Origin of the sequence: Bifidobacterium pseudolongum subsp. globosum, assembly GCF_004155535.1 — a bacterium.
GTDB classification, from domain to species: domain Bacteria; phylum Actinomycetota; class Actinomycetes; order Actinomycetales; family Bifidobacteriaceae; genus Bifidobacterium; species Bifidobacterium pseudolongum_C.
In genome coordinates this window covers 355,738-368,687 of record NZ_RYUH01000010.1, presented here as the reverse complement: position 1 = coordinate 368,687, position 12,950 = coordinate 355,738, and the positions used below count along the sequence as shown (strand labels likewise).

9 protein-coding genes are annotated in these 12,950 nt (G+C 64.7%); 7 read left to right on the top strand and 2 right to left on the bottom strand.

Annotated features, from left to right (window positions below):
* The first annotated feature begins 48 nt into the window (after positions 1 to 48).
* From PG2093B_RS05770 to PG2093B_RS05755, 4 genes are all read left to right on the top strand, one after another.
* On the top strand, positions 49 to 1,617 hold the full coding sequence (locus PG2093B_RS05770) for an ABC transporter ATP-binding protein (protein ID WP_129897670.1): 1,569 nt from the start codon (positions 49 to 51) through the stop codon (positions 1,615 to 1,617).
* A complete protein-coding gene (locus PG2093B_RS05765; RefSeq protein WP_129897669.1) occupies positions 1,614 to 2,366 on the top strand; it encodes an energy-coupling factor transporter transmembrane component T family protein in 753 nt (250 codons plus the stop codon). The genes PG2093B_RS05770 and PG2093B_RS05765 overlap by 4 nt, the downstream gene beginning before the upstream one ends.
* A 151-nt stretch (positions 2,367 to 2,517) precedes the next feature.
* Entirely contained in the window at positions 2,518 to 3,336 is an 819-nt protein-coding gene (locus PG2093B_RS05760; protein WP_129897668.1) for an ABC transporter ATP-binding protein, read from the top strand.
* Positions 3,337 to 3,371: 35 nt separating this feature from the next.
* Positions 3,372 to 5,990, top strand: coding sequence for an ABC transporter permease (locus PG2093B_RS05755; protein WP_129897667.1), 2,619 nt, complete (start codon positions 3,372 to 3,374; stop codon positions 5,988 to 5,990).
* A gap of 64 nt (positions 5,991 to 6,054) precedes the next feature.
* Here the strand turns inward: PG2093B_RS05755 and PG2093B_RS05750 are convergent, their stop codons facing one another.
* Together PG2093B_RS05750 and PG2093B_RS05745 are read right to left on the bottom strand one after the other, a co-directional pair.
* Positions 6,055 to 6,759, bottom strand: coding sequence for a response regulator (locus tag PG2093B_RS05750; protein WP_129897666.1), 705 nt, complete (start codon positions 6,757 to 6,759; stop codon positions 6,055 to 6,057).
* A gap of 43 nt (positions 6,760 to 6,802) precedes the next feature.
* Positions 6,803 to 9,355, bottom strand: a complete 2,553-nt coding sequence (locus PG2093B_RS05745; protein WP_165369720.1) for a sensor histidine kinase — start codon at positions 9,353 to 9,355, stop codon at positions 6,803 to 6,805.
* 106 nt (positions 9,356 to 9,461) lie between these two features.
* On the opposite strand from PG2093B_RS05745, the gene PG2093B_RS05740 reads away from it, so the two are divergent.
* The 3 genes from PG2093B_RS05740 (at position 9,462) to ychF (ending at position 12,872) form a co-directional block, all read left to right on the top strand.
* Positions 9,462 to 10,799 carry an alpha/beta fold hydrolase gene (locus tag PG2093B_RS05740; protein WP_129897664.1) on the top strand — a complete coding sequence of 446 codons (1,338 nt, stop codon included), beginning with the start codon at positions 9,462 to 9,464 and terminating at the stop codon, positions 10,797 to 10,799.
* A 90-nt stretch (positions 10,800 to 10,889) separates the two neighbouring features.
* Positions 10,890 to 11,696, top strand: coding sequence for a pyrroline-5-carboxylate reductase (gene proC / locus PG2093B_RS05735; protein ID WP_129897663.1), 807 nt, complete (start codon positions 10,890 to 10,892; stop codon positions 11,694 to 11,696).
* 81 nt (positions 11,697 to 11,777) lie between these two features.
* On the top strand, positions 11,778 to 12,872 hold the full coding sequence (ychF, locus tag PG2093B_RS05730) for a redox-regulated ATPase YchF (RefSeq protein ID WP_129897662.1): 1,095 nt from the start codon (positions 11,778 to 11,780) through the stop codon (positions 12,870 to 12,872).
* The last annotated feature ends 78 nt before the right edge of the window (positions 12,873 to 12,950 follow it).

Sequence of the window (12,950 nt, the reverse complement as noted above, 5' to 3'; positions counted from 1 at the left end):
TTACGCACATCTGCGCAAACAGCGGGCGGTTATCTGGATGGAGCATGTGTGGCCGACATTATCACTGTGATGAATCTGGGATGGCGGTATGCGGCGCCCGGTGGCGGGGGAGAGCCGATCCAAGGGCTGCGTGACGCCAGCTGCTATGTGCAGCAAGGCGCGCTCGCCGGCGTCATAGGACCCACCGGATCGGGCAAAAGCACACTCGTCAAGGCGCTCGCCGGCATCATCCCGCATTGCACGAATGGTTCGCTCAACGGGTATGTGCGCATCGCCGACATGAATGTGAAAAGCACCACGGTGAGCGACCTTTCCCTGCGCGTGGGCTACGTTGGCCAGGACCCACGCGCCCAGCTCACGAGCCCCACCGTGGCCGAGGAGATCGCGTTCCCCCTGGAGAACCGCGGTGTGGAACCCGACGAAATCGAGGCGCGGGTCGACGACGTGCTCGCCATGCTGCACATCGAGGACCTGCGCGAACGCGACACCGCCACATTGTCGACCGGCGAGATGGAGCGTGTCGCCATCGGCGCGGCCATCGCCGGCGAACCGGATGTGCTGATCGTGGACGAGCCGGCGAGCCTGCTCGATGAAGAGGGGTACGAAGACCTCGTCAATGTGATCGACGTGATGCGCCGGCGCACGCGTATGACGGCCGTGCTCGTGGAACAGGACACGCGTTTCCTCGCGCAGCGCGCCGACGCGGTGTTCCTCATGGTCAACGGCGAGATCATCCGCCGCACCACGGCGGACATCTTCACCCGCGAGCGCTCGCTGCTCGAATCGGTCGGTGTGATCGTCTCCGACCAGGACGCCACGCCGCTCGTCATCGAATCCGACGAGCCGGGCGCGGCGGACAACCCCGCCGTCGTGTTCAACCATGTGCACGCGCGGTACGCCGATTCGCCTCCCAGCGAGGCGCAGCAACTCGACGATGTGGCGTTCGCCGTGCAGCAGGGGGACTTCGTGGCCGTCACCGGCGGCAACGGTTCAGGCAAGAGCACGCTCACGCGTCTCGTCAATGCCGAACTGCGCCCCGACCGCGGCCAGGTCGTGGTCAATGGCCTCGACGTCGCGTCGCGCACCCCCGTGCAGATGGCACAGCAGGTGGCCGTGGTCGGCCAACACCCCGCCGACATGTTCTGCGCCCAGTCGGTGCGCGAGGAAATCGGCTTCGGTCCGCGCGCGCTCGGCGTCGACGACGATGAAGTGGCGCGGCGCGTCAACGAGATGGTGCGCCTGTTCGACCTCTACGAGGTGGAGGACATGCCCGCCGCCGCGCTCAGCAGCGGCGAGCAGCGCGCCGTGGCCCTCGCCTGCGCGCTCGTGATGCATGCGCCCGTGCTCGTGCTCGACGAGCCGGCGGCCGGACTCGACCACCGGCTCAAATCGCGGCTGCTCAACACCGTGGCCCGCATGAACCAGGAGGGCACCACGGTGATCATCGCCACCGAAGACGCCGATCTGATCCAACGCTATTGCTCGCATGCGGCCCGGCTCGACCAAGGCCGCCTCGTCTCGTACGGCCGCGTGCGCGCGAATGGCCGGCGCTTCCTCGCGCCGCCGCCCGTGCAGGGCGCGCATGTCGCTTCGAACGGAAAGGGGGTGGCGCGATGAACGGCCAGTTCTATGTGCCGGCCACAGGGTGGCTCCATGCGCTCGACATGCGCGTCAAACTGTGCATGACGCTTGTGGTGGTCGTGCTGTGCAGTGTGTGGGGCAATTGGATGTTCCTCGCCGCCATGCTGGTCATCATGCACGTCATGCTGCTCACCGACCATGTGCCGGCGCGGCATGTGGGGCTCCTGTGGGCTGTGCTCGGCCCGCTGTGCGCGCTTGTGGCCGTCATCATGCTGCTGTCGATGAACGCCTACGGCACCGGTGTGCTGTGGCAGCTGGGGTGGTGGCGTGTCACATCGCAGACGCTGATGATGTGCCTTGTGGTGGTGCTGCGCATCGCCGACATCGTGCTCGCGTTGTTCCTCACGTTGTTCACCACGAGTCACGCCGACTGGGTGCGCGGCCTGACGGGGCTGCACCTGCCGTTGTCCGCCGCGCGCCGCATGGCGCGCGCGGTGAACGTCGTGCCGCAGTGGGTCGCCGTATTCCGCGAGCGCAGGCTCGTGCGCGCGTCGCGTGGCGCCGGCGGCTGGTGTGCCGCATTCGGCGACACATGGGTGGCGCTGCGGCTGCGTGAGCGCCGGGCCTCGGTCGCGGCGCTGACCCGTGGGACGCAGATGCACACCGGTTCGGCCAAGCCGACGGTGATGCGGCCCGCGCATATGCGGTTTGCCGACTGGCTTGTGCTGCTCATCGTGGCGCTCGTGGCCGCCGGGGTGACCGCGATGGTCGCATTGGGCTGGTGAATCCGCGCTGGTCGATTGCGGTGGGCCTCATCCTTAAGGATGAGGCCCACCGCTTTTTCCATCTCAGGCACGATACTGGGCGCCGGATTACGCCGGTACGGTGACTGGTAGTGATGCGGGAGCGGCCCGCATTGATGGAAAGGACAAAGCAATGACGACGGCAATGCAGGCTGCGCCATCCCAGCGATTCGTGGAGCACGGCGATCCGGTGGCCATCCAGGCGGTGGACCTGGTGAAGGACTATGGCAAGGGCGACAGCACGGTGCATGCGCTGCGACATGTGAACGTGGCCTTTGAAAAAGGCCGCTTCACCGCGATCATGGGCCCTTCCGGCTCGGGCAAATCGACGTTGATGCACACGCTGTCCGGTTTGGACAGCGCCACGTCGGGCCACATCATGTTCCAGGGTGTGGATCTGACCACCTTGAACGACAAGCAGCTGACGATGCTGCGCAGGCATGACATCGGGTTCATCTTCCAAAGCTTCAACCTGCTGCCGATGTTCACCGCGAAGCAGAACATCCTCATGCCATTGACCCTCGCCGGCAAGAAGCCGGATGCGCAGTGGTTCGACCTGCTCGTGCGCACCCTGGGCCTGAGCGATCGCCTCAGCCACCATCCGAACGAGTTGTCGGGCGGCCAGCAGCAGCGTGTGGCGATCGCCCGCGCCCTGATCACCAAGCCCGAACTCGTGTTCGCCGACGAACCGACCGGTGCCCTTGATTCGGCCTCGAGCGCCGAGGTGCTCAGCTTCCTGCGCAGCTCGGTCAAGGAGCTGGGCCAGACGGTCGTGATGGTCACCCACGATCCGGTGGCCGCCTCGTACGCCGACCGGGCGATCGTGTTCGCCGACGGGCAGATCGTGGCGGATGTGAACACACCGACCGCCGCCCAGATGAGCGACCTGCTCATGCAGGAGCGTGAACGCGCCACGCGCGGGCCGGTGCCGCCGGTGCCGCCGCAGGCGTGATGAGAGACGAACGGAAGAGCAAAGGGATACCAACCATGTGGTCCATAACCATGCAAATGATGAAAAAGAACGTGAGGATGCTGATCCCCGCAGGCATCGCGGTCCTCATCGGCACCGCGTTCATCGCCGCCACATTGCTGTTCAGCAACGCGTTGGACGCGTCGATGACCGAAACACAGACCGTGCTGTACGGCGACGCCAACTATGCGGTGACGCCCGCACAGAACGCCCCTGACAGTGTGTATGAGAACACGGTGGGCGACTTCCATATCGACCGTCTTGAAGCGGTCGATGGTGTGGAGGGCGCGCGCCCCAATGTGGAAGGCCCCATCACCTACAGCTCGCAGGACCGTCATGCCAGTGGTGTGGTGATCGCCACGAGCCGTGACGCCAAGCTGCTGCCGGTGTCCATCGCGCAGGGGCGCGCCCCGAAGCCCGACGAGCCCGACGCGTTCGCGCTGCCACAGCGTCTGGCCTCGCAGTGGAACCTCAAGGTGGGGGACACGATGGTGGTCAATTCGTCCGCCAATACGGACGAAGCCCACCCCGAAGGGTTCGCCGCGACCATCGTGGGGCTCACCGATGATCCCCATAACGCTTACGGATTCTATGGCGGAGCTGCGGTGGCCTCGGACGGTTTGCTCGCCAGACTCTCCGGCACGACTTCCTTCGACGAGATGAGCGCCACCGAGCTGTACCTCTCCATCGACAACGCCAACGCCACCACACTCGGTGATGCCAAAGCCACGATCATCGGGGACCTGCCACAGGGTTTTCGACTGCTTTCGCGCCAACAGGCGGCCGATGAGGCCATCAAGAAGATGAGCAGCGACGGCACGGATGTGACCAAGCAGTTCCTGCTTGCATTCGGCGTACTTGCGCTCGTGGTGGCCGCCTTGGTGATCGCCAACACCTTCCAGGTGCTCGTGGCGCAGCGCCGCAAGACATTGGCGTTGCTGCGCACCATCGGCGCCACCAAACGGCAGCTGTATATCTCCGTGCTCGAGGAGGCGGCGATTCTGGGATTCGTGGCCTCGGCCCTTGGTGTGGCCGCAGGCATCGGCCTCATCGCCGCCGTGGGGGCTTCGGACGTGTTGGCCTCGACGTCCATGCAGATCAAGATCATCATCGACTGGCAGGTCGTGGTGGTGCCCATCGTGTTCGGTGTGCTGGTCACGGTGCTCGCCTCGCTCGGGGCCGCGCGTTCCGCGACGAGCGTGACGCCGCTGGAGGCCATGCGTCCGCTCGAACTGACCGACCAGCGCAAGATGAAGGTCGGCCGTGCCGTCATCGGCCTGTTCGCCCTGCTGGTGGGCATGGGTCTTGTGGGCCTCTCACTGTGGATGCAGAAAGACCATGGAGACTCCGCCCTGCTTGCCGCAGTGGGTGGCTGCATGTTCTCGTTCCTCGGCCTGGCGCTCACCGCGATCTTCTGGATGCCGTGGCTCATGAAGGGAGCGGGCGCGCTGGTCTCGCTGTGCGGCCCTTCGGCGAAGCTGGCCGATGCAAACATCCAGAAGAACCCCCGGCGCATCGCCGCGACAGGCACGGCGTTGCTCATCGGTGTGACCCTCGTCTCCACGATCGCCACAGGCGCGGCGAGCGCGAAGGCCACGATGAACCAGGCGCTCGATGAACGGTACAGCGTCGACGTGGTGGCGCAGGGCGGCAACGTGCCCCAGCAGGCCGCCGACAAGGCCGCCAAGGTCAAGGGTGTGCGGCACAGCCTGTATGCGCCCACCGCATTGGCCACATACGAGACTCCGGATGGCAAGACCATGGATACGCTTGTCGTCGGCGTGCCATCGGCGCAGGTCCTCCAGTCGGTCATGAACATCGACCTGGGGACTGTCGATGTGGATGCCGGCCACGCGCTCATGCCGCAATACGACGCCTATGACGGCAAGCGGCTCACCTTCGCCGATGGACGTGTGTCGCTCATGGAACAGGTGGTCGACGTGAACAGCGTGGATGGGCTGATGCGCGACGGCAACCATGCCGATCTGGCCGTGACCCAGCGTGACTTCCGCCGTGTGACCCAGACCACGCCCGTCGTGGCGTTCGTCAACGAGTCGATGTTCGCCGACGGCACGTTCCAAGATTCCGGGCACATGCTGTTGCTCAAACTGGGGGGCGCCAACGTGCCACTCTCACAGACCTTCGACGACCTGACCAAGGTGTTCGAAGCGTATCCGAACGTGCAGCTCGGTGGACCGGTGGCGGAACGCCAGCAGTGGGAGACCATGGTCAACGCCATGCTCATGCTGCTTGTGGCGTTGCTCGCCGTGGCCGTCATCGTGGCCGTCATCGGTGTGGCCAACACGCTGAGCCTCTCGGTCATCGAACGCACCCGTGAATCGGCCACCTTGCGCGCCATCGGCATGACGCGCGGACAGCTGCGCAGCTCGCTCGCCATCGAGGCCGTGCTCATCTCGGTCGTCTCGAGCGTCGTCGGCATGGTCGTCGGCACCCTGTTCGGCTGGTTGGGCATCAACATGGTGATGAGCTCTATCGCCACCGTGGTGTACCCGGTCGATTGGCGCACCTATGGCATCATCCTCGCGATCGCCATCGTCTGCGCGCTTGTGGCGAGCGTGTTCCCATCACGCCGCGCCGCCAAGACACCGCCGGTGGAGGCGCTTGCCGAAGCCTGATCGCCGGACACAATACGTGCCTGCCCGGGAACTGTCTGCCCCGGGCAGGCACACACGTAGCGCACTACTGCACGAGATGATTCTCATATGCGAACACGACCGCCTGCACGCGGTCACGCGCATTGATCTTCTGCAGGATGTGCGCTACGTGTGTTTTGACGGTGGGCAATGAGATGAACAGCTTGTCGGCGATCTCCTGATTGGACAGTCCATGGGCGATCTCCACAAGCACCTCGCGCTCGCGCTCGGTGAGCGACTCCAACTCCGGATCGGTGTACACTTCCTGCGCCGTCTGCTCGGCTTCGCTTCCCGGAAGATGGAAGTCGGGTTCGAGCATCTTCTCGATCAGACGCTTGGTCGCCGTCGGCGCGATGATCGCATTGCCCTGGTAGACCGTACGGATTGAACGCAGCAGCGTTTCCGGCTCGGTGTCTTTGAGCAGGAAACCCGAGGCCCCGGCATGGATGGCGGCCATGACATACTCATCCAGATCGAATGTCGTGAGGATGATCACGCGGATGGGCCGCCCCCTGGTGGCCATGCGCGTGATGTGCTCCGTGGCGGTGATGCCGTCCATGCCCGGCATGCGCACATCCATCAGCACGATGTCCGGCGTGAGCTGTTCCGCCAGCCGGATTGCCTCATCGCCGTTCGAGGCCTGGCCCACGACCTGCATGTCGGGCTGTGAGTTGATCACCATGGTAAAGCCGGCGCGCACAAGCTCCTGATCGTCGGCGATCACAATGCGGATTCTCGAATCGTCACTCATACCCACCACTGTAACCGGCGGCGTGCATGAACGCGCGTGGCGCCTAGGCGTCCGCGGCGTCCTGACGCTGCACCATCGCCTCGACAGGCGCGAGCGGCATCGTCATATGCGCGTCCACGTCGGCATGGTCGTCACTGAACCCGGTCTCGCGCAGCACGCTGAGCAATTGCCGCATGCGCGCGAGCGCCGCACGCCCCTGCGCGCCGATCGCTGCGAACGCCGCATTGATCGACTCGGGCGAAGGCGTCTCGCCGGCGGCGAGCTGCCCGTCGATCTCATCGAGTTCCTGTGACGTCTGATCGATCACCGTGTGCAGTGTCTCGCTGACCTCGCCTTGTATGGCGGCGCTGATGCGGTCGCGTTCGCGGTTCGCCGCGGCGATGCGCGCCTTCTCCTGTTCGGCGCGCAACGCGTCGGTGCGCGCCTGCAGCACCTGGGGATTGGAACCGTTCACCCGCACCCACAGGCCGAACACCATGGCGATCATGCAGCAGACGAACGTGACGGCGGTGATCATCACGATGATCTGCAGCGGGGAGAGTCGCAGCGATACCGCGCAGTATCCGGTGCGCGCATCGCCGGTCAACATGCCGAAAAGCGTGTAATGGCACTTGTTGAATGCGAGCACCTTGAGCGCGAACATCACGCTGTCGATCGCGCACAGCGGCACAAGCCATTTCCAGTTGCCGTGCCTGCCATAGACCGACGCCGTATAGACGACGAGTGGGGCCGCGAGATTGGCCATGTACACCGAGGGCAGGAACAGCAGTTGGACGAAGCAGATGGCGGCGAACACGACCGCCACGGTCTGTGGGAACCGCCGCCGCAAGGCGAGCGGAGCCAGCAGCAGCACTGTCATGACGCGCTCGAGCCAGCCGAGCGTGGGTGGATCGGAACCCATGCTGGACGTGATGTCGGCGCCCATGATGCAGAAGAGCGCAATGAATGCGAATGTGATGAATGTGTCGGTGAGCGCGTAATGGTGCTCGAACCAATGGGACAGGCGCACAATCCAGTTGGCGTGCGCGTCCTGCTGCACGCGCGCGACCGGCGTGCTCCGCAGTGTGCGCGCCCAGTCCGCGACACGCAGGGGGAGCGGGCGGTGTTGTGCGGCCGGTTCGGGGTCGGCAGCGCTGGGTGCAGCCGGTGCGGAGCCGTCGTCCTGCACAGCCGCGGCGGGTGCGGCGAAGGCAGGGGCCGCCTCCTGCCCGGATGCTGCATTGAGCAACGGCACGCACGCGCTCACCTCGAAGCCGCCCGAAAGGCGCGGTCCGCTCGTCACCGTGCCACCGACCGCGTCGATGCGCTCGCGCATGCCGATGAGACCATAGCCGGGCGTGTGCCCGTCGAGCGAGGCCGAGGCACCGCGACCATCGTCATCGATCGTGATCGACAGCGCGCCGTCGCCCCACCGCTCGGTTACTTCCACATGCACGTCGCGTCCGGCGTATTTGCGGATGTTCGTGAGCGCCTCCTGCACCACATGGTACAGCGCCTCGCTCGCGGCGGGGGAGAGCTCTTCGGGCTGTGGAGTGCCGCTGACCGTGCGGATCAGCCGCATGGCCGAGTTCACCGAACGCGCCTGGTTGATCAGTGCATCGATGTCGTGGTAATCGGATGTGGGGGCGTTGTTGAACACGCCAAGCAAATGGGTCATGTCATCAAGCGCGCGCTGTGACTCGTGACGGATCGTGAGCATCGTCTCACGGGCGAGTTGCGGGTCGTGCACGGCGGCATAGCGGCCGCCGTCGGACTGGATGATGATGATCGACAGTGTGTGCGCCACCACGTCGTGCATGTCACGTGCAATGCGCGCGCGTTCGGCGGAGGCCGCGATGAGCTGCTCCTCTTGCTCGCGTGCGCGAATCGCCGCGTTGCGTTCGTTGAGCAGTGCGATCGTCTGGTGACGCGCGCGCTGCCAGAACCCGGCCACAATGGCGAACACGAGCACGATGGTGATGAGCGCGGCGAGGGTGAGGGAGGTGTTGGCGATGCCGCCATACGCCATGCTTGCGGAGCACACCGTGCCGCCGTCCATTTCGGTGTATTCCAGGCACCGGTAATCGCCCCATAGCACCTGATGCATGCTGGGAGCCCCGAATCGCAGCCAGTCATACGACACCACGAACTGCCGGGAGGCGGACACCACCGAGACGAGCACATCGAACACCGCGGCGGTCACGAGGTATCTGCGCACTTGCGCGCGTGTGCCGTACACCAATCCGGAATACAACATGACCGCAGCCATGAAATCGGCCATGAACACACCTGGACCGACGGCGAGCTGGGCCACAACCGTCACGAGGAACCAGCGAATCGCGGTTTCGGGGCGTATCCGGTGCAGTGCATACGGCAGCGTCACCGCCACAGCCCACAATTGGTCCCACAGCAGCTGCCAGTGTTCGGGCACGCGCACCCACGAATACCGCGTATCGACGAAACCGGAGCCGGTGAGCGACCATAGACCGCACAGCAGCGCCACCACAAGGCAATCCACGGCGAACTGCCTGTTCCAGCCGCTCCAGTGCCGGATGCGCTGCACGAGCGCGCTGATGCAGGGCATGTCGTGTGAGGGGGCCGCGGGATGCTTCGTCATGGTTCTCACCCTAGCGCGTACCGGGCGCAACGCAATAGTACTGTGGGATGAGAAGCGCCGGCATCGTGCAGAGCCGGCGCACACAGGAATGAACAGGAGCCGATTCATGGGATTGCTTGACGAATACTATCTGCCCGGGTTGCACGTGCAGGAACACGCTATCGACGTGCCGTTGGATTGGACCGGCCATGTGCCCGGCCAAGGGTTCAACGGGCCAAGCACCACGCTGTTCTACCGCGTGGTCGACGCGCCGGAGAAGATCCACGCCGAGCTTCCACTGCTCATCTTCCTGCAAGGTGGTCCGGGAGGTGCAGGGCCCCGTCCGTTGAGCCCGCAGTCGGACGGCTGGATCGCCGAGGCGATCAAGCACTTCCGCGTCGTGCTGCCCGACCAGCGCGGCACCGGGCGCTCCGCGCGCGTCGACTCGAACACCATCAGCGCAATGGATGCGGCAGAGGGCGCGCATTACCTCAAGCACTTCCTCGCCGATTCGATCGTGCGTGACTTCGAGCATCTGCGCCGCACACAGTTCGCGGGCAGCCGGTGGGTGAGCCTCGGGCAGAGCTACGGCGGCTTCCTGACGCTCACATATCTTTCGCTGTTCCCGGACGCGCTTACGGCCAGTTTCACCACGGGTGGCATTCCGCACGTGCCCGCGGACGCGACCGAAGTCTATGAGCACACCTTCCCACGCATGGAGCACAAGACGGAACAGTTCTATGCGCGCTACCCGCAGGACCGCGCACGCCTCGCCGTGCTTGCGGACCGCCTGTCCGCCGACCCGCTGCAACTGCCGAACGGCGATCCGCTCACCGTGGAGCGGCTGCAGACGCTCGGCTCGTCGTTCGGTATGAAGCCGAGCTTCGAACGTGTGCACTGGCTGCTCGACGAGGCGTTCACCGCCGGCGACGGCAGCGCCTCGGCGAACTCGCCGATCAGCGACGAGTTCCTGCGCGGCGTGGAATCGGCCACCGCATCGACCCCGCTGTACTGGCCGCTGCAGGAGTTCATCTACGCCAGCGGCGAGCTCGAGCGGCCGATCGACTGGGCAGCCCAGCGTGTGCGCGACACGATGCCGCGGTTCAGTACGGACGCGCGCCCGTTGCTGCTGACCGGTGAGGCTGTGTTCCCGTGGATGTTCGAGCAGGAGAAGCAGCTCAAGCCCTTCCGCGGCGCCGTCGAGACGATGATGCAGGACACGCGCTTCGGTGTGATCTATGACGAGGGCCAACTCGCGCGCAACGAGGTGCCGCTGCGCGCCGCTGTGTATTTCGACGACATGTATGTGGATTCCTCGTTGAGCCTCGACACGCTCAGCCGCATCGGCAATGCACGCGCGTGGGTCACGAACGAGTTCGAACACGACGGCGTGCACGGTGCCACCGTGTTCCGCCATCTGTTCGATGAGGCATGTGCGAATGGCGATTTGCAGGCCATGTTCTGACAAGTTCACGCGGTGTGCCTTACCATGGGTGGTGGCACGGCGGAACCCGCGCCACCACCCAAGGAGAACCGCACGCAAAGGACGTATATCATGACCGATTCAACGACCATCGGATTCATCGGCTTTGGCAATATGGGGCAGGCGATCGCACGCGGCCTCATCGAATCGGGCACGGTCGGCGCCGACCGGATTGTGGCGTGCGCCGCGCATTACGACAAGCTCGTCGCCACCACCAAGGCGCTCGGCGCGCGCGCCGTGCACGATCCGATCGAGGTCGCCGCGGCGGCCGACGTGATCGTCGTGGCGATCAAGCCATACCAGGTGGAAGCGGTGATGAAGCCGGTCGCGCAGACGCTGGTGAACGAAAGCAAGTTCGTCGTATCGATCGCGGCGGGGTGGACGCTCGAGAAGTTCCAGCGGATGCTTGGCGAGATGAGCGAGCTCATCCATGTGCAGTGCACGATCCCCAACACGCCGATGGCGGTGGGCAAGGGCGTGCTCGTCACCGAAGACGTCGACACGCTCACACCCGAACAGCGCAACCGTTTCGAAGAGCTTTTCGGTTCGATTGCACTGATCGAGCGCGTGGACACCGCACACATGGGCATTGCGATGTGCATCGCCGGATGTGCCCCCGCCTTCACCGAGATGTACATGGAGGCGTTGGGTGACGCAGGTGTCAAATACGGGCTGCAGCGCGCCACCGCATATCGTCTGGCTGCGAAGATGATCGAGGGTGTCGGCGCCCTCTATATGAGTGAAGGCGAGCACCCCGGTGCCATGAAGGACGCCGTGTGCTCGCCGGGCGGCACCACGATCAAGGGCGTGGCCTCGTTGGAGGAGAGCGCGTTCCGCGGGGCCGTCATCAAGGCCGTCGACGCCATCGAACAGGGCTGAGGCGATACGTATTGCACAGGGGCCGGGCGCATGCTTCGCGCACGGCCCCTCTTGACGAGCGGCGGCGCTAAGCTGAGTCGCATGTCTCTTACTGTCGGAATCGTCGGATTGCCCAACGTGGGCAAATCCACCATGTTCAACGCATTGACCCGCAACAACGTGCTTGCGGAAAACTACCCCTTCGCCACGATCGAACCCAACACCGGTGTGGTGCCGCTTCCTGACAAGCGCCTGCCGGTGCTCGCCGAACTCGTGCACACCGAGAAGATCGTGCCGGCCACCGTCACGTTCGTCGACATCGCCGGCATCGTCAAAGGTGCCTCCGAAGGCGAAGGCCTGGGCAACAAGTTCCTCGCCAACATCCGTGAGGCCGACGCGATCTGCGAAGTCGTGCGCGCGTTTGAAGACGACGACATCGTGCATGTGAACGGCCATGTGGACCCGGCCGACGACATCGACACAATCAACACCGAGCTCATCCTCGCCGACCTGCAGACGATCGACAACGCACTGCCCAAACTCGAAAAGGACCTGCGCGGCAAAAAGATCGAGCCATCCTACATGGAGGCGGTGCAGAAAGCCAAGGCGATCCTCGAATCGGGGCGCACAATCGACCAGGCCGCACAGGCGGGCGAAATCGACAAGAACGACATCACCGACCTGCACCTGCTCACCGCCAAGCCGTTCATCTACGTGTTCAACGTGGATGACGCCGAACTGACCAATGAGGAGTTCAAGAAGAAGCTCGCCGATTCGGTTGCCCCGGCCCCGGCGATCTTCCTCAACGCGCAGTTCGAGGCGGAACTCACCGAGCTTGACGAAGCCGATGCCCGCGAGATGCTCGAGGACGCCGGCCTGAGCGAATCGGGCCTCGACCAGCTCGCACGCGTGGGCTTCGACATCCTCGGCCTGCAGACCTTCCTGACCGCAGGGGAGAAGGAGGTGCGCGCCTGGCAGATCCACAAGGGCTGGACCGCCCCACAGGCCGCAGGCGTCATCCACACCGACTTCGAAAAGGGCTTCATCAAGGCCGAGGTCGTCTCCTATGACGATTTTGTGGCGGCCGACGGTTCGATGGCCAAGATCAAAGAAGAGGGCAAGCTGCGCCTCGAAGGCAAGGACTACGTGATGCAGGACGGCGACATCACCGAGTTCAAGTTCAATGTGAGCAAATAACCAAGTGCATGCACAACACGGCGGGGCCGGCGGCGAAGACATGTTCGCCGCCGGCCCCGCCGTGTTGTGCATGGATCA

What these genes read in the sequence shown, in the direction of transcription:
- PG2093B_RS05740 (WP_129897664.1), top strand. Translation starts at nt 9,462, where the DNA reads ATGGGATTGCTTGACGAATACTATCTGCCCGGGTTGCACGTGCAGGAA.
- PG2093B_RS05755 (WP_129897667.1), top strand. Translation starts at nt 3,372, where the DNA reads ATGTGGTCCATAACCATGCAAATGATGAAAAAGAACGTGAGGATGCTG.
- PG2093B_RS05750 (WP_129897666.1), bottom strand. Translation starts at nt 6,759, where the DNA reads ATGAGTGACGATTCGAGAATCCGCATTGTGATCGCCGACGATCAGGAG.
- PG2093B_RS05745 (WP_165369720.1), bottom strand. Translation starts at nt 9,355, where the DNA reads ATGACGAAGCATCCCGCGGCCCCCTCACACGACATGCCCTGCATCAGC.
- PG2093B_RS05765 (WP_129897669.1), top strand. Translation starts at nt 1,614, where the DNA reads ATGAACGGCCAGTTCTATGTGCCGGCCACAGGGTGGCTCCATGCGCTC.
- PG2093B_RS05760 (WP_129897668.1), top strand. Translation starts at nt 2,518, where the DNA reads ATGACGACGGCAATGCAGGCTGCGCCATCCCAGCGATTCGTGGAGCAC.
- proC (WP_129897663.1), top strand. Translation starts at nt 10,890, where the DNA reads ATGACCGATTCAACGACCATCGGATTCATCGGCTTTGGCAATATGGGG.
- ychF (WP_129897662.1), top strand. Translation starts at nt 11,778, where the DNA reads ATGTCTCTTACTGTCGGAATCGTCGGATTGCCCAACGTGGGCAAATCC.